Annotated in this window: 23 protein-coding genes; 18 read left to right on the top strand and 5 right to left on the bottom strand. The window is 39.7% G+C overall.

Going from position 1 to position 14,904, the window contains the following annotated elements; genetic code table 11:
• Positions 1 to 25: 25 nt before the first annotated feature.
• The 7 genes from EAH77_RS15225 to EAH77_RS15195 all read left to right on the top strand — a co-directional run bounded on the left by EAH77_RS15225 (position 26) and on the right by EAH77_RS15195 (position 4,522).
• A complete protein-coding gene (locus EAH77_RS15225; protein WP_140473661.1) occupies positions 26 to 280 on the top strand; it encodes a hypothetical protein in 255 nt (84 codons plus the stop codon).
• A complete protein-coding gene (locus tag EAH77_RS15220) occupies positions 267 to 758 on the top strand; it encodes a hypothetical protein (protein WP_140473660.1) in 492 nt (163 codons plus the stop codon). The genes EAH77_RS15225 and EAH77_RS15220 overlap by 14 nt, the downstream gene beginning before the upstream one ends.
• Positions 759 to 855: 97 nt before the next feature.
• Positions 856 to 1,263, top strand: coding sequence for a hypothetical protein (locus tag EAH77_RS15215; RefSeq protein WP_140473659.1), 408 nt, complete (start codon positions 856 to 858; stop codon positions 1,261 to 1,263).
• A gap of 78 nt (positions 1,264 to 1,341) precedes the next feature.
• Complete coding sequence (locus EAH77_RS15210; RefSeq protein ID WP_140473658.1) at positions 1,342 to 1,770, top strand: hypothetical protein; 429 nt, start codon at positions 1,342 to 1,344, stop codon at positions 1,768 to 1,770.
• Positions 1,771 to 1,846: 76 nt separating this feature from the next.
• Complete coding sequence (locus EAH77_RS15205) at positions 1,847 to 2,548, top strand: Fic family protein (protein ID WP_140473657.1); 702 nt, start codon at positions 1,847 to 1,849, stop codon at positions 2,546 to 2,548.
• A gap of 307 nt (positions 2,549 to 2,855) precedes the next feature.
• A complete protein-coding gene (locus EAH77_RS15200) occupies positions 2,856 to 3,605 on the top strand; it encodes a hypothetical protein (protein WP_140473656.1) in 750 nt (249 codons plus the stop codon).
• 65 nt (positions 3,606 to 3,670) lie between these two features.
• The gene (locus EAH77_RS15195; protein ID WP_140473655.1) at positions 3,671 to 4,522 is read left to right on the top strand and encodes a hypothetical protein; all 852 of its coding nucleotides are present in this window, start codon (positions 3,671 to 3,673) and stop codon (positions 4,520 to 4,522) included.
• Between the two features lie 58 nt (positions 4,523 to 4,580).
• On the opposite strand, the gene EAH77_RS15190 is transcribed toward EAH77_RS15195, so the two are convergent.
• The 5 genes from EAH77_RS15190 to EAH77_RS15170 form a co-directional block, all read right to left on the bottom strand.
• Positions 4,581 to 4,817, bottom strand: a complete 237-nt coding sequence (locus EAH77_RS15190; protein ID WP_140473654.1) for a hypothetical protein — start codon at positions 4,815 to 4,817, stop codon at positions 4,581 to 4,583.
• Positions 4,818 to 4,891: 74 nt separating this feature from the next.
• The gene (locus tag EAH77_RS15185) at positions 4,892 to 5,566 is read right to left on the bottom strand and encodes a hypothetical protein (protein ID WP_140473653.1); all 675 of its coding nucleotides are present in this window, start codon (positions 5,564 to 5,566) and stop codon (positions 4,892 to 4,894) included.
• A gap of 522 nt (positions 5,567 to 6,088) precedes the next feature.
• Complete coding sequence (locus tag EAH77_RS15180; RefSeq protein WP_140473652.1) at positions 6,089 to 6,280, bottom strand: hypothetical protein; 192 nt, start codon at positions 6,278 to 6,280, stop codon at positions 6,089 to 6,091.
• 64 nt (positions 6,281 to 6,344) lie between these two features.
• Positions 6,345 to 7,067: a hypothetical protein gene (locus EAH77_RS15175; RefSeq protein ID WP_140473651.1), complete on the bottom strand. Its 723-nt coding sequence runs from the start codon at positions 7,065 to 7,067 to the stop codon at positions 6,345 to 6,347.
• Positions 7,068 to 7,148: 81 nt separating this feature from the next.
• Positions 7,149 to 7,640 (bottom strand): hypothetical protein, encoded by a 492-nt coding sequence (locus EAH77_RS15170; RefSeq protein WP_140473650.1) that lies wholly within the window; start codon positions 7,638 to 7,640, stop codon positions 7,149 to 7,151.
• A gap of 129 nt (positions 7,641 to 7,769) precedes the next feature.
• Here EAH77_RS15170 and EAH77_RS15165 point away from each other — a divergent pair, with 129 nt between their 5' ends.
• The 11 genes from EAH77_RS15165 to EAH77_RS15120 all read left to right on the top strand — a co-directional run bounded on the left by EAH77_RS15165 (position 7,770) and on the right by EAH77_RS15120 (position 14,859).
• Entirely contained in the window at positions 7,770 to 8,174 is a 405-nt protein-coding gene (locus tag EAH77_RS15165; RefSeq protein WP_140473649.1) for a hypothetical protein, read from the top strand.
• Positions 8,175 to 8,230: 56 nt separating this feature from the next.
• Positions 8,231 to 8,602 carry a hypothetical protein gene (locus EAH77_RS15160; protein WP_140473648.1) on the top strand — a complete coding sequence of 124 codons (372 nt, stop codon included), beginning with the start codon at positions 8,231 to 8,233 and terminating at the stop codon, positions 8,600 to 8,602.
• Complete coding sequence (locus tag EAH77_RS15155; protein WP_140473647.1) at positions 8,602 to 9,789, top strand: hypothetical protein; 1,188 nt, start codon at positions 8,602 to 8,604, stop codon at positions 9,787 to 9,789. The genes EAH77_RS15160 and EAH77_RS15155 overlap by 1 nt, the downstream gene beginning before the upstream one ends.
• A 15-nt stretch (positions 9,790 to 9,804) precedes the next feature.
• The gene (locus EAH77_RS15150; protein WP_140473646.1) at positions 9,805 to 10,386 is read left to right on the top strand and encodes a deaminase; all 582 of its coding nucleotides are present in this window, start codon (positions 9,805 to 9,807) and stop codon (positions 10,384 to 10,386) included.
• A 3-nt stretch (positions 10,387 to 10,389) separates the two neighbouring features.
• Positions 10,390 to 10,551, top strand: coding sequence for a hypothetical protein (locus tag EAH77_RS25155; protein WP_161985809.1), 162 nt, complete (start codon positions 10,390 to 10,392; stop codon positions 10,549 to 10,551).
• Positions 10,552 to 10,653: 102 nt separating this feature from the next.
• Positions 10,654 to 10,860 (top strand): hypothetical protein, encoded by a 207-nt coding sequence (locus EAH77_RS15145; protein ID WP_140473645.1) that lies wholly within the window; start codon positions 10,654 to 10,656, stop codon positions 10,858 to 10,860.
• Positions 10,861 to 10,921: 61 nt separating this feature from the next.
• Positions 10,922 to 11,224, top strand: a complete 303-nt coding sequence (locus EAH77_RS15140) for a hypothetical protein (RefSeq protein WP_140473644.1) — start codon at positions 10,922 to 10,924, stop codon at positions 11,222 to 11,224.
• A gap of 118 nt (positions 11,225 to 11,342) precedes the next feature.
• Positions 11,343 to 12,527, top strand: a complete 1,185-nt coding sequence (locus EAH77_RS15135) for a 7-cyano-7-deazaguanine synthase (protein ID WP_161985808.1) — start codon at positions 11,343 to 11,345, stop codon at positions 12,525 to 12,527.
• Between the two features lie 45 nt (positions 12,528 to 12,572).
• A complete protein-coding gene (locus EAH77_RS15130; protein ID WP_140473642.1) occupies positions 12,573 to 13,655 on the top strand; it encodes a CHC2 zinc finger domain-containing protein in 1,083 nt (360 codons plus the stop codon).
• 41 nt (positions 13,656 to 13,696) lie between these two features.
• The gene (locus EAH77_RS15125; protein WP_140473641.1) at positions 13,697 to 14,008 is read left to right on the top strand and encodes a hypothetical protein; all 312 of its coding nucleotides are present in this window, start codon (positions 13,697 to 13,699) and stop codon (positions 14,006 to 14,008) included.
• Positions 14,008 to 14,859 (top strand): hypothetical protein, encoded by an 852-nt coding sequence (locus tag EAH77_RS15120; protein ID WP_140473640.1) that lies wholly within the window; start codon positions 14,008 to 14,010, stop codon positions 14,857 to 14,859. The genes EAH77_RS15125 and EAH77_RS15120 overlap by 1 nt, the downstream gene beginning before the upstream one ends.
• Positions 14,860 to 14,904 lie beyond the last annotated feature (45 nt).

Below are 14,904 nucleotides of genomic sequence, written 5' to 3'. Positions count from 1 at the left end.
CTGAGACCTTCAAGGAGACTATATCATGTCAGCATTAATTAAGAAAAAAGCTTCCGTTGGTTTGCGAGTACGTCATGAGATGGTACGTCGCAGAGCACCTATTGTTCGTGCACGCCGAATGTCCGCAACGATGGTTCCCGTTAAACTTAATCCGCAAATTCTGTACGTAGATGTTACTGCAGAACAATTGCAGAACTCTGTGAAAGTAGCTGAAGAGTATAAAGCTCGTCGCAGAGAATCTGGATTAGGTTTCGGAGAGCCAACCTTTGTCGAAGCCTGAATTTGAGCTAGCTTATTTAGTAGCTCAGTCGCAAGATATCACGAATCTTCGAGCTACAGATGCACAAATCGATACTGCAATTAAAGATTTTGTCCAAATGGCTAAGAATGGCTACTTAACTGATATTGATAAATGGCCACAACATGTTACCGTTCAAGTATCGGTTACTTCCACAGCTTTTGGTAAAGTCGGACCTTTCTTTATTCCGAAAGAAGCCAGTAAAGAACCTATCTTGCATTTACATGTGATGCCGCTTAATTATGTAGCGGGAAAACATGAGCATCATTCCACATCAGATGCCAGCATAGTATATGCAGATTTCAAATGTCATGATAAACGCATTATCTATATCATTGATTTTGGTTCTAGCCATAATGGCAACATGACCTCTCAAGATGTTGAAGAATATATTGCTCAGTATTATGAGTTTAGACATAAAGCTGTAGCGGAAGTTAAGCGGCGACTTGGATTAGACTAAAACATAGAATTGCTAGAGGCTACCTTCGGGTGGCCTTTTTTTCTGATAATCGTATTAAGTAGTAATAAAAACAATTAGACCTCTAGGGGATTTTCTCGTGGCAGAAGCAACAGCGGTTAAAAATCCATTGTTTGCAGTCTTTAAACTGAACGCAAACAATATCGAAGGCTACACCGAAATGGGTGGCAGTCTGGAAAGTAAAGCAGTATATAGCCTTGACGGTAATGTCTATATTCGTGTAGACTTTACGGTGGTTCCAGAAGTTATCGGTAAAGATGAAGAAGAACAGGACATCCTTACCCATCATATCTATTATCTGAATGTATCAGAATTCTTCCAATCCATGACAGAAGAACTCTATAATCTATATGATGATGCGAAAATTGTAGAGTGTATTCGCTATAATCATGCACCAGCAAAAGCAGATCATGGGCCGTTAGATCCGGACATTATCGCTCAACTGAAAGGAAGGGTATCTTTCGTTGAAGTGGGTATTGTTAAGTAGTATGGGTGTTTCGCACACGCGGATAATTAACTCCGGAGTCCCTCCCTTGCTGGAGGGATTTTTGTATGGGATATTCGTATGAAAGAAATGGAAAGTGCGTTTGCACATACTTACCACAGTTCTAGATTACGTCAGCTTGGGCGAATTGCATTAGCAGTTTCCGCGGTTCATAATGTAATTCCAATCACTGTTGAATCTGAAAAAGTTTATCTGAAATCATTATACAAAGATAACACTATCGTTTGTTTATATGTTACATGGCCAATAACTCCAACAACTAAAACTAAGAATAACAATCCTATCGTACACATTGAAGTGTTTAGACATGAAGATTCAGAATTATTCTATGTTGAGAAAGACATGGAAGCTTTGGAACATGTATATACTGAAACAACTCCATTTCCAAGAAACATTAACGCCTTCACTGGTAATGAGTTAGAACTTGATTTTATCAAATATGTATTAGAAAGCGTAATAATCAAGTATTGCGGTAAAAAGTCAGTATAACCAGTCATTTCTTGACATTTAAGCCCGATTTCAATATAATAGATATATAAGAAATAGAAATTGCGAGGTATTAGAGATGAACTTCCAGCTATATCCGGATGATTTAAAAGCTCTCCGTGATATCTCAAGCGACACCAGTTATGCTTTTCGTTTAGCCCGTCAGAATCATAAAATCATGGTCTATAATATGGCCAAGTTAGAGAACGTCAACTACACTTATGCTGAAGTTGATATGCTTTTGGATGGTACTACGGTAGGTAACAAGCGTTTAGATGAACAGCAGATTATTCTTAACCAGGATGATGCTTGGAAATTGCTGATAACTATGCTTAGTGAAAAACGTTTTGATCTGGATAAAGATATCTTTAAGGAATTCCATGCAGTTGTAGCTTTTAAAGAAGCGTTAACTTGGGGTGTGTTTCGAGATAAGCAAACTTACGTGGCCGGCACTAAGTGGACTCCACCGCCCGCTAATGAGCTGACAGGCATCTTTGTACAAGGAGTTCGTGAAATAGAAGAGCTGCATCATCCGATAGTGCAAGCAATTAACTTCTTCCTTATGGGAGCGCTGAATCAGTTCTTCTTTGACGGTAATAAACGAACTTCTCGCTTAATGTCTAGTGGTGTTTTACTGAGAGCAGGCTACCCTCCATTGGATATTCCGGCAAGTAAGCATCAAGAATTTAATCAAAAGATGGCTTATTTCTACGACACTCGCGAATCAAAAGACATTGGCGATTTCTTAGTACAAATCGTTCGTGAACTGGCGGTGCGCTAATGACTAGGCTTAATCGGAAGAAGCGAAACTATTTGCTACGTCAAATTCCACGAGTTTTCTGGTGGGAAATCCGATCTCCTGAACGTGAACCAGCTCGAATTATTGCGCAAATAATCGAGAAAGGTTCAAAGACAGATATTGAACGTCTCATTTATAAGATCGGTAGAAAGACTTGTATGCGAGTAGTTGATCCAAAAGTCAAAGCCGGTTGGTTCTCTCAACACTCTTGGGAATATTATCAGACCTCTATTTGTAAGCGGTCAAATATTCCTCCATTACCTCAACGTATGCGAGGCTTGAAACCTTTATGGTAGATAAAACCAGCAAAGAAGAACAAGACAAATTAGCTGCTGCTATCAAGCTTCTGGATGAGACTAAGAAAATTCTCAAGGATAATCTTGATAAAATCTTAACTAAGTCACAGAAAGTAGTGGAACCTCATTTAAAACAAGTTACGGATAAAGGCTTTGTTTTGGTTGGAGGTCTCAGTGTTAGTGCAACTACGGGGCATCGACAATCAGATGATTTTGATTACTTCGGTAAGTTTTCATTCGATCCGGATAAGCTAAGGAAAGAATTAGATTTTTCGGCTTTAGAGTTAGATCACACGATAGAAGCTAAGAATACTCTCGAATATATGTTCAACGTTCCGAACGCAGATACTGGAAGTAAAGATCTCGTTAAAGTGAGCTTATTCGGTAAACCCGATATGACTATTCAAGCTATAACTAATATTGATGGTTATAGTTTTTCCGTAGCGCACCCTTTAGACGTCTTTTCAGCTAAATTGGCTGCATTAACTACTCGAGAATCGTGGAAAGATTATTCAGACATTGCTGCACTGATTCGAATATCCAATTACACTTTATTGCAAGCATTGGACAATGTTCAGCATGTGTTTAATGTTCCAACTAATGAATTTACTGAATATAAAGATGGGATTCTTTTCTTAGTGGATTGCGTGGATAAAGTTAAAGGCGTTCATCCTCAAGATGTAACCACTATCAAATTAGAACGAAAAGATCCAGGTTGGTATCAACGTAATAATCGCATCTAACTTTTAAGTATAATAGATGGAAAGATGCTCTATGTGGGGCATCACCTCTGTGGATGGATTTACAAATGAAAATGTCTCAAATACATGCAGCCATTCAAGCTGCCTTAGTTATCACGGTAACTCCCAATTCTTCTGGGGAACTAGCATCTCGTGATATGGTTTATCTAGATGCTTTAGCTGCTCAGTTGGGTAAAAAGCTGAACGAAGCCATTGGGATAATCTACAACAAAGCTCAGCTTCAATGGGAAAATTCCAAGTTTGATGCCAACTATTGGGTAGTTACTCTATCTTCCTTTGTATTTAACGAAGATAAGATTTCTGTTCAATTGCTGTTCTTAGACGGCACTCGCGGATATCTATTAGAAGGTTATCGTTTATTTCGTAATGGAAATAAGCTGATCTCTCAACAAGTGCATGTGCATGACCGTGACTCTCTGATTTCCCATATTGTCACAGATCTAAAAGCAGCTGGTACTCCATCCTCTGCCACTGGCTTTGATTTAAATCATCGGTTAATGATGGTCTTAGTCTGTAATAAAAAGGATCTCTTTACTAATATTAGTAAAGTAGGAATCCCTAACTCTAAGACGGTTACAATCTACCCTTATAAGATTCCATCACAGCCTCACGGTTGGAATTCTCGAAAAGATCCAACTCGCGGCTATGGCGGCTTTGCTACTTCTTTCCCTATTCTGCAAAAGTTTGCATCTGATAAAGAACTTCAACATTATATTGATGCTCAAATGATTACTTTCAGATCTCTGCGTTCTTGTCAAGATAGTGATGCTACGGGTCATTGGAAAAGCTTTGAGTGGGCAGTATATGATTTGGACTCTAAAGAAATAGTTTGTCGTGATGATATTGCGAAAAGAGCTATGCAAACGATGATCAAAGATTATCCGGCTCTGGTTAATTGATTCTGATCAGGCAATAAAAAACCCACCTTAATTGGTGGGTTTTTGTTTTAGATGACTATTATTTAACGATAGCTTCTTCAACCGCTTGTTCTGCGGAGCTGGTTACTTTAGTTTCAGCTTCGGCCACTACTGCATCAACAATCTCAGCAACGACCGCTTTTTTCACCTGATCAATTGCTTGTTCCGGTGTTTCTTTTGCCAAGTCTTCCACAGAGATATTATTCTTGGTTAAGAAATTCTCTACTTTAGACAACAGAGAAAAGAAAGCTACCAATACGTTATGTAGAAAAGTCATTTTTACTACCCCATATAGATTCAGGAGTGAGGTCGAGCATTTAAGGAGGTCTTTCAACCTCAATTATTATACAACTATTTCTTGGTGATAACTTCTAGAATAGCTGTAATAATTACAGATGATTTGATAGTTGTCTTGAGAGATTTCTTGCTAATAAACAACAGCTTCTTAGAGTTATTAGCGTTCTGACCCCAAGCACTCTTGGCAGGAACTGGAGAGAAATATTCATACAGTTGCTCTTCAGTCTTAATAGGAACGAGTTCGGTTGCTGGCTGATTGAAATCGGCATAGTATAGAAAGTCCCCTTTATCTAAGGCACCTTCCGTCATCCGCTGCCACATCTCTTTACCTTTGACCGTTTGTTCTGAGTCAGTAACAATGACACCATGCTGGTCTAGATAGTATAAGAACATCTTAGATACGACGCCATCCATTTTAGGATCACGTGGAGCACGCCAGACATTGATCTGAGAAACAGTCTTAAGACCATCGGGTAAATAAGAAGTAAGCTTGCGATTAGCAGTAGAGAGTCTAGCAAAATAGGTTATGAGCTGGGCTGTGTCATCAAGAACAGCATATTCATATCCAGATTTTACTAAGCGATAATTAGGTGGGAGAGTTAATCCAGGAACTTGAAAAGATTCCAAACCCGAATATTTAGGATACTTATGCTCCTTATTCAGGTTTGGATTATTAAACTTAGCTACGTTCCACGTGGTATATTGAGGCAATGCGTTTATCAAACTCATGTTGGGTCATTTCCGAAGGCACCAAATAATTCTCATTATAGCGCACTTGTTCCGGATTAACCGAGTTAAATGTAGAATCTACTAACTTATATTTGCCAGATTCTTGAATATGACTAAGACGACTTACCCACMAGTCATTGGTAGTATCTTGACGTGATAGTCGAATCATATTACCTAGAGATTCGAACAAAGATTCGAATATCTGATCTGACAGCTTAAAGTTCGTCTTCCTGAATAATCGGGAGAAAGAATCTCGCTTTGCTGTAAAACTTGGAACTCCCTGCTTAAATTCGAAAATGAACTCAAGCGGAATGAGTGGACGAGAAGCCATTGTCAGGTTTTCAATAACCTGCAACTTATCCCCCACGAATTTGTATTGTGTCTTTGGGTAAGTTGGCAGATTGTTTAAGATGTTATCCTGTACTTGTGTCATGATATCAACCTCAATTGCCTTTATATACCTTATTTTAATGGGTATTTGGTAAAAATGCAAGAACTACCCTTTAAGTCCAATACGATAGACTAATCTGGTTTATTCAAAACGGCTTCTTTAATAGCTGCCTCAATTATAGAAGAGCTAACCCTAGGGATTTCTCCAATCTTATTTTCTGGATTCCATGTTGGATTAAGAGGTTCTACTGGAGAAGCTTTAGCAATGTTCTTGAAAAGCATATTAGATAACTGCGGGAAGAGTGAGCGGAGTGACTTAGACATATTGAGTTTCCTCAAATATAAGCAGCAACATCAAAGTTATTCTTGAAGAAGCTGCTTATATCGATCAGTTAAATTTAACGATGAAGTTGTTTTCTACATTAATATAGAAACGAACATCTTTTGCATCACTGATCAAGCAACCCGTAGGCGTAATGTCTTTGATCATATTCAAGATCAAATTAGCGTGACCGGATACATCAGTTTCAGGCATCCAATACATGACACCTGAAACATTTCGGAGATTGCGTTCCAGATGTTCTACCGTGTCTTTGAAATGGTAAGCTCGGCTACTATCAGAGAGCTGACGCAGTTCAGACATAGCTTTACTTTCTGTGACGCATTTGAGATTTGTCAGATCTTTCCAGTGTTTGATGACCGCACTAGCGTCTCCACGACCCCAAGAGAATTTGATATCTTCTTTTGCAGGAACGGCATTAGGATCAGATTCTTTAAAATCATCCAGTGACTTCAGATTGCGAACATTTGCAATATAGCCCAGACTGCGAAGAATACTATCAGAAGCCCATTTCAACTCGGACATTGAGTTAGCGCCATCCACTAGAGCTTGAAAACCTTGATTGGCAAAGTTAACTCCAAAAGAACTCATCTGATAACTTGCATCTACTGGAGCGCCACCACCTACCTGAAAACGTAGGACAGCCATTCGTGGAGTTACAGCCAAAAAGAAACGATCTCTTGCTGATTCAAATGAAAAATTGAGGCTGTAATTTGCAGCGTGAAGAGTGCACACATCTTGAATAGCCGCTTTAATTTGCGAATGTTTCATAGAAAATCCTTTATAACCGAGTTCTATTAATAACGTTTATGCATAAAAATCCCCACCTGTTACAGTAGGGATTCTGGTTACTTAGATAGAACGACGGATCACGTAGTTGATCTCAGAACTGGCTGAAACCTTCATATCACCCTCTGCGGAGAAGGAATCAAGACTTTTCGAAGTAAACCAACATCCGTCATATGACCATGCGCGATATTTAGAAGCGCCACGGAACATGGACTCAATCAGGCTGAAAGGTTTGGTTTGTTCACAGAGGTCAATCCACTCTTTCTCAGCAGCAGCCAACGCAATTTCCAATTCGTCTTCCCACACTTCAACGCGGGTAATTGAAATACTGCGACCGGACTCAATGCCAGGAATGTTATCAATTGGACGACCAACGGTCTGGCGGTTCAATTCATACAGTGGAGTAACGTTGCGACTTGCAAACGTTGGGTTGAAGTCTTGGATACGCCCAATAATCCCACCGTTAGGAACGGTTATGGAGACACCATGATAGGTTTTGGTCAAATCCAGAGCTAATGAGGGGGATGATACCCCATAACCATTACTTGCGCTCATTGTAATATTCCTCTATGGACACTATATCCACATCCATTTTACTACATAATATTCACGCATAAACAGATGGTTTGGCAAAAACATCGTATTATAGATTAATAGAACAATATGAGATTTGCAGACACTATCATGAACTTACAAGCTGAATTAAATCAATTCTTGCACACTAAGTACTCCGGAAATGTTATTGAGCATGGTGCTCATTTAATGATCAAAACGCCAATGGTGGATCATTTGCTTCATATCTGTGAAGAAGACACTGATGGACTTCATATGACCTATCAGCCTCATGGCATTGAGAAAATTGATGATCAAGTTATCCATGCTGTTCATGTTTTCTTAATAGGCTTTTTAACAGAAGCTTGGATCACTAAAGGTATTAAACTCAAGATTGCTGATCCAATCACTCTAAGCTTCTTTGAAGAAGTTAAAGCTGACTTTGAACTTGAAACCGGCTATAAATATCAAGTTCAAGATAAAAGCATTGGTGAGATTCCAATATTCTATTATTCTGCAAAACGCACACTTCACTGATTTCTCCCCTCAAATATCAGGTATCCTAATAGAGTAATCTTTATTTGGGATACCTCATGCGCTATAAAACCTCAAACCAAAGAAAACAGATAACTCAGGCACGTCTTAAAGCGTTTCCCGCTGAAATCAAGAAGCTTAAAGCATCTGATATCATAAATCGAATAACGCTTATTAAGTTGCGTCATCCTGTTCTGTTTTATTCACTTGGCAGACGCCCCTCTATAGTTTTCTGCGATACTGCCGCTCAAGTAGAGAAACTACGCAATGAAGATTTCGTTCAGGCTAAAGTTCTCGAAGTTGCAATAGTTCGAGGTGGATTCTTGGTATCTCCTCGATTGGATAAATTTACAGAACCCGCGTTATCTAGTTTGTCTGGACTTGAGCTTGAACCAGGATTAGGTATCGCATTTCCGATAGAAGGTATCTAATGGATATTAATTTAGTAATGCTGATGCAGAAATGTATCGCTCACATTAATGGTACAGCTAAGCAATTCCAGCTCATGAGCATTAATAAAGCCGATGCAGATATTCTAATGACAAAGAATTACTTCGGCTTTACTGCACAGATTTTATCTCGTGATTTCCCAACTCAGGAAGTCCATGTTGAGATTCATCACCAGACCTATCGCAGTTTGAGCAATGATCAGCGCCATATCGGTAACAAGCTGACTCCCCAGACTCCGTCTTATTGGATTATGACTCCAAAGCCAGAGCTTAAAACTTTGTACACTGGGCAATTAGGTGGTTGTTGTATCCCTGAATTGTCCAGTCTGTTAGAAGAAGCTACACCAGCTACTGATGTGACTGCTACCATAAAAAAGTCTTTGACGATTTCTAGCCTCATCGCCGCTATTGAAATCGCTGTTGGATCTGCCGGCGGTGCCATGTCTCTTGAAGTAGCTTGTCAGAATATTATGGCCAGACTTAATCTTGCATTAAGTGGTCAGATGTTCGCAGATGTAATGAAAGAAGAATTTCTTACATCAGACATGCAGATAGGGACTTGTACTCTGACATGTAATCGTCCAGATATCTTTGGGGCGACAGTTCTAAGAGGTACGCTCTATAGATCAGGAAAATATCTCGAAGAAGTTGGGGTAAAACTGATCGGTGGTGAAGAATATCTGAACGATATTTTCGTGGTTACAAGTTTAACAGATGACAGCCCATTATTAATATGGGATGACACTGAAAATGAAATCGTGGTTATGGAAGATTCCATTGCTTCAGCCCCTAAACTAACTCAGGTTGATAGAATCATGGATGCTATTGCCGTGTTAGAAGAACCGGAAACTCTGTCCCTTATGAAATACTGGATGCCACCTAATTTCCAGCTGTTCTATCGCGCGCTGAATTGGCTCAGTAGTGCTCTCAGCAACTCTAAGATTTCGGCCTCCATTAAAGAAGATTATGCKGACAGTTTTCCTGCACCTTCTATTGGAGATCGGGTTGAATTTAAATCAGATTTGCAGATTGAACAAGGCCCCTGTTCTGGCACAGTGACACAAGTGATGGATGATTCTATTGAAGTCTCTGTAAGTGATGTTGTAGTCACTCTACCTTGGCCATTAACTATCTTTGAACAACATGATGATCTTTGGATCTTCGAATAACCTCATAGGAACCTCATGCCACAGTTAGCTGATTTGATTCGACCATTAATTATCAAAGAGCCTAGTAAATGGGATATTCGCTTTCTAATGAAAGCTGCTATGATCTCTTCTTGGTCGAAAGATCCTAGTACCAAAGTTGGTTGTGTTCTGGTTCGTCCAGATAAAACTATCGCTAGCGAAGGGTATAATGGTTTGGCACCCCAGATTGAAGACACCGAAGCGAGACTTAATGATCGTGATGTCAAATATGCGTTCATTGATCATGCGGAAGAAAATGCTCTGGATTGCTGTAGAGACTTCTCGAAAGCTGGCTACACTATGTATGTCTATCCTATTCATAGTTGTACTAAGTGTTTCGCTAAGTTACTAAAGCAAGGTGTTACTCGAATCGTAACTGTGGCAGGAGTACATCCCAGAGTTTCTGAGAAGCTCCCCATGATTTTAGAAATCATTAGAGAAGCAAATGCTAATGGTCACGTTATGACCTTAGAGTTTATCTCAAGTGATGTTGTTCAAAATGCGCTTAAAAATCAAGCTGCATTATTCCAAGAAGCTACCTTAAACCTTACATCGACTGATGTTACTGAGTGGGAATAGATTATGAAATGGGATGTTGTTTGTATTAACTCTGAAGGTAAAACTCAGACTGTTCAAGTGGATGTTAAAGACAGCACTCAGGCAAAAGCAGAAGCTAAACGACTGGGGTTCAAGCCCGTCAAAGTAAAGACCCCTGCGTATCAAAGCGTAGCAACAACTGCATAATAGCCGTCAGTCGATTGTAAATTGAAAGCCGAGCCAGAGTTAATTCTCCTCGGCTTTCATGCTATATTAGAGATAAGATTAACCAAAGTGTAAGAGGATATTATGTCTATCGTAATTTCAGAGGCCATTAAGTCAGTGGTAAAAGGTGGTCGCTCTCCGGGAGTTGAAGCTCCAGCAAGCCATCGAGTTCCTCAAAAAGGTCTGCTTAATCAGACATCAACTCCTGTCCCCAAAGAACATCTGGAAAATGAGGTTCGTGTTAAACAGCATCAGGTTGATCCTAAATATAATCCAGCAATTAACTACTAAGTTAAAGATGTCGTATTAAGAGATAATAGGATTTCATTTTCATTATCTCAAGAGATATAGTATGACAGATAAAATGTCCGATACTCCTTGCTTTAAGTACAAAGTTCCCCGTTCAATCGCCACTGAAAAAATGTTCATGGCCATCAAAGAAGAAGGTCACCGCTTTCAGATGTTAGCGGGCATTCTTCAAAATCCTGATGCATTATTAACCGAAGATGATCTGGAACAATTCGGCACAGAAATTGACTCTCATATTTTGAGTCTGACAGTTCTGAAAGAAGAAGTCCAAACTTACCTACGCAATAGCCCTGCCTCAGAAGAAGACCTTCGAGCCTATTTGGCAATGCAAGCTAAATACAAATAAGCTAGTTTCAAATTATAAAAGCCTCCTAGCGAGGCTTTTTTCGTATATAATCATAAGTAAAATAGGTTAATCGTAATTAAGGTTAATAACTAATTACATGATATCCAAGGATAAATTCATGTCACTCAAACGTCAAATCAATGAGATTCGCTCTCCTTTAAATCTGGCTTATTCGGCACTCTTCTCATCATGTTTTCCGGGCGGTTATTTACAAGCCTTGCAAAAATCTAGTAATGAAACTATGTATGACATTGAAGAACGCCAGATTCTCCGTCATATGGATACTCAGGTAGAATACCTTCCTAAAGGCTTTGACCTCTTCGTTCCTGATCTGACCAAAAACGTTGATATGTTAACTCGTGCGGATGACTTCTTCCATCGCGAGATCGTTAAAGCTGAACACGTTGTTCTGGACTATATTCTTGAGCCTGAGTGTGGTGATATTCTTCCACAGCTGAAAGCCAATCCACTTAATACAGCAGCGAGCTTTATCCGTGGCGTAGAAAATGAAAAGACAATCGTTGTCTGCTGGTCAGGGGGCATGGATTCTCTGAGTGCTGCACTGCATGCTATTACTCATAAGCGTGCTGAAAAATTAGTTCTAATCCACACAAACTACAATGGCCCCTACTCGCCGAAAGAATCTGGTCGAGCTTATCAGACTTACGAAGCTCTCATTGATTTGGCAAGTAATCTTCGTAACAATCCAAAGACCAAAGTGGCTCTGCGAAAGATCACTTATATGGAACTGAAGATTGGTATTGAATCTATGGCTGAATCCTTATTGCCACTCGGCTATATTATGCCTGGACGTAATGGCTTTATTGCCACTAGCATTCTCGATGTTCTTCAAGGTTTAGATGTTCTGCATACTCTGCCTGAGATTTATATGACAGGACATTATCGCAGCGTTGAAGGTCAATATACTGGAGCGGTGGATAAAAACTATCACTTCTTTGGTGAAATGTCTAATATTTATTTCTGGAACAAGCGTTTCTCTTCTCATGTGACAAGTCCTTTCCTGAGCATCTCTAAAGAAGAAATGCTGAGCTATGGTTACACCTATCTGATGGGTAAAACGCAATTCTCGAAAGAAGTAGAACAAGCATTTTTCAAATGTATTGACTCAACCGTAAGCTGTTATGATCCAGTGTATGATCGTTGCGGCAACTGCTCTTCTTGCTATAAACGCTGGCAAGCTCTGAAGACCCTTCCTGCGTATAAGGAAGTATATAATATTCCTGTTGAGCAGGCACCCCGTTATCAAGAGTTTGCAGCACGCGAAAACAAGAAAGGTCGTTAATTTTATAAGGGGAGGAGCAATCTTCCCCTATTAAGAAAGGTTGTCATGTCTCAGGTACTCACAGACTTACATTTTGCAGGCTACTCAGAGGGATCTACTGGCTCGAAAAAGCTAGTATCTAACAAATCCCATGCTGTGATTTGCTGCATGTTTCACAATGAAAAGACACCTAGCCTTTCTATTAATCTTCAGGGAACTTACTATAAGTGTTTTGGTTGCGGTGCATCAGGCCCGTATCGTGATCTTCAACAGATAATGTTGCCCGACCTTTACAGTAAGAATGGTGAAGGTGTAAACAAAGCACGTGCTCATAGTTTGAACATGGTTTCTTCTGCCAACACTTTGCGTAATTTGACAACTAATAGTCAATCCGCACATAAGTTGATGGAAGGTATGGGTCGTTTACGCGAATTCGAATCCAATCAGAACATTATGGTTCCATGGGATAACGAATGGCGCGGTTTATCCGATAAATATTTGAACTTGTTGGGATCTCGCATCTGGACAAGTCGTGAATTAGAAGTCAATGGTGATGAATTAATCGATGTGCAACGTGCGTACTTCCCGTTCAAGCATCCTCGCTATGACTTTACAATTGGCTACGCAGCTCGTAATTTGCAAGACGATATTTATCCAATGCAACCTAAGTATAGAAACTCAACCTTGATTGGTACAAAAGAGATTCTATATATGATGAATATCATTCCACCTAAATGTCCAATAGTGATCGTTGAAGGTGCAATGGATGCTGCTAAGTTGTGTTATCACAGTATCCCCGCAGTAGGAAGCCTTGGAACTAACCAGTGGGATTCATTCAAGTCTAGATTGATTCTAAGTAAGCGTCCGACCTTAGTATTGGCTATGGGAGATGGGGATGAAGCTGGCCAGAAGTTCAATTATAAGCTAGGTCAAGAACTTCAGCCTTACCTTGGTGATAAATTCAGACACTTTGAACTCCGAGATGGTTTAGATCCAGGAGCTTTTAATGATGAACATATCAATCATGTATGGCAAGTTATCAATGATTTAACTGATGGCAGATTGATGGAACTCAGTAAGAATGGCACTGAGAATTTCTTATTCAAGAATCCAGAACAGGTTCAACAAGCTATTTTAGGTACAGAATGATGCTGCGACGCTTTTGTAATATAACCGGTCAAGAAATTGACATGAATTCCCCTTTGGATATCGCACCTAAGATTCTGAATCTTATGGCACCTTTGAAATCCAACCTTCATTCAATGCTGGCGTTATTAACGAATGGCCAACCCTTTGAAGTTAATGAAATAGGTTTTACCCAACGCGAAGATGGCGGTGTTGATCTTCAACTTGGATTGAACTGTGAAACCTTCAAAGATATGGACTTAGGTATATTCACAGAGCTCTTGCAGCAAGTAGCAACAGAAGCTTATGTTGTAGATCATTCTGCGGAGAATAGCTTTTTTAGCGTCAATATTCCGTTTAAAGGCAAGAAGAGCTAGTGGAACTTATCGAATATCTCCAGTCATGTTTAGTTGAGGGACTGGAGATACCTCCCCGTAAAATGGAATTACGTTATTCGAATCAGCCATTTTGCCCTCGCAAGTATTATTTGGATCGTAGAGCAGAACTGCCTGAAATCTGTACAACCTCAATTACTATGAAGCTTATTCTAGAATTAGGTCACGTATTTCATCAGGTGGTTCAGAATATCTTTGCTAAAGCACACACTGAAGACTTTAAGCTATTGGGCTTCTTTGATGAAGACGGTAACTACGTTGAGTATGAATTTGGCAAAGAATTTCCTGTAAGTCCCACTGGTCATGCCGATGGCTTGATTTTGTGGCGAGGTGAATACTATGTCATGGAATTGAAGACTATCAATGACAATGGTTTTAAGCCTCTGACCGAACCCAAAAGCGAACACCGAGTACAAGCTTCTTGTTATGGAAAACGATTCACGAAAATGGGCTTTCCCATTAAGAAAATCTTATTCCTTTATGTTCATAGAACTGACGTTTTGGATTTCCTCCAAAGAAACCAACTCGATTATTACAAGTTCTTCACGATCCCTTATGAAGAAAAGTATGCAGACATGTACGAAGAGCTGGTTCAATATGCGGTGTCTGCTGATGAATGTGATTCGGTTCCATTGGGCATTTGCCGATATCCATCCGAAACATCTTGGTGTGGATACAGGTCTGAGTGTTTGATGGTAAATACGCCATATTTAGACAAATCTACGGAAGCAGTCGAGWTTCGTAATTTTATAAATATCCTCTATCCAAATAAAGAGCAGTTGCTCGAGAGCAAAGGAGCAGGTTTCTTAAATGGCTCAGCCAAACGTATATGAAATTTCTACAATGCTCGAAGGGTATGTCACTCTAATAAGTGATGT

Origin of the sequence: Ewingella americana (assembly GCF_006438725.1) — a bacterium.
Lineage (GTDB): Bacteria > Pseudomonadota > Gammaproteobacteria > Enterobacterales > Enterobacteriaceae > Ewingella > Ewingella americana_A.
Note: the sequence above shows the minus strand (reverse complement) of the source record. Positions and strands in the feature narration are given on the sequence as shown.

Excerpts from the sequence above, each read along its gene's own strand:
- EAH77_RS15205 (WP_140473657.1), top strand. The coding sequence starts at position 1,847 with ATGAACTTCCAGCTATATCCGGATGATTTAAAAGCTCTCCGTGATATC.
- EAH77_RS15180 (WP_140473652.1), bottom strand. The coding sequence starts at position 6,280 with ATGTCTAAGTCACTCCGCTCACTCTTCCCGCAGTTATCTAATATGCTT.
- EAH77_RS15165 (WP_140473649.1), top strand. The coding sequence starts at position 7,770 with ATGAACTTACAAGCTGAATTAAATCAATTCTTGCACACTAAGTACTCC.
- EAH77_RS15130 (WP_140473642.1), top strand. The coding sequence starts at position 12,573 with ATGTCTCAGGTACTCACAGACTTACATTTTGCAGGCTACTCAGAGGGA.
- EAH77_RS15140 (WP_140473644.1), top strand. The coding sequence starts at position 10,922 with ATGACAGATAAAATGTCCGATACTCCTTGCTTTAAGTACAAAGTTCCC.
- EAH77_RS15145 (WP_140473645.1), top strand. The coding sequence starts at position 10,654 with ATGTCTATCGTAATTTCAGAGGCCATTAAGTCAGTGGTAAAAGGTGGT.
- EAH77_RS15195 (WP_140473655.1), top strand. The coding sequence starts at position 3,671 with ATGAAAATGTCTCAAATACATGCAGCCATTCAAGCTGCCTTAGTTATC.
- EAH77_RS25155 (WP_161985809.1), top strand. The coding sequence starts at position 10,390 with ATGAAATGGGATGTTGTTTGTATTAACTCTGAAGGTAAAACTCAGACT.
- EAH77_RS15150 (WP_140473646.1), top strand. The coding sequence starts at position 9,805 with ATGCCACAGTTAGCTGATTTGATTCGACCATTAATTATCAAAGAGCCT.
- EAH77_RS15210 (WP_140473658.1), top strand. The coding sequence starts at position 1,342 with ATGAAAGAAATGGAAAGTGCGTTTGCACATACTTACCACAGTTCTAGA.
- EAH77_RS15170 (WP_140473650.1), bottom strand. The coding sequence starts at position 7,640 with ATGAGCGCAAGTAATGGTTATGGGGTATCATCCCCCTCATTAGCTCTG.
- EAH77_RS15200 (WP_140473656.1), top strand. The coding sequence starts at position 2,856 with ATGGTAGATAAAACCAGCAAAGAAGAACAAGACAAATTAGCTGCTGCT.
- EAH77_RS15225 (WP_140473661.1), top strand. The coding sequence starts at position 26 with ATGTCAGCATTAATTAAGAAAAAAGCTTCCGTTGGTTTGCGAGTACGT.
- EAH77_RS15190 (WP_140473654.1), bottom strand. The coding sequence starts at position 4,817 with ATGACTTTTCTACATAACGTATTGGTAGCTTTCTTTTCTCTGTTGTCT.
- EAH77_RS15135 (WP_161985808.1), top strand. The coding sequence starts at position 11,343 with ATGTCACTCAAACGTCAAATCAATGAGATTCGCTCTCCTTTAAATCTG.
- EAH77_RS15175 (WP_140473651.1), bottom strand. The coding sequence starts at position 7,067 with ATGAAACATTCGCAAATTAAAGCGGCTATTCAAGATGTGTGCACTCTT.
- EAH77_RS15125 (WP_140473641.1), top strand. The coding sequence starts at position 13,697 with ATGAATTCCCCTTTGGATATCGCACCTAAGATTCTGAATCTTATGGCA.
- EAH77_RS15160 (WP_140473648.1), top strand. The coding sequence starts at position 8,231 with ATGCGCTATAAAACCTCAAACCAAAGAAAACAGATAACTCAGGCACGT.
- EAH77_RS15185 (WP_140473653.1), bottom strand. The coding sequence starts at position 5,566 with ATGAGTTTGATAAACGCATTGCCTCAATATACCACGTGGAACGTAGCT.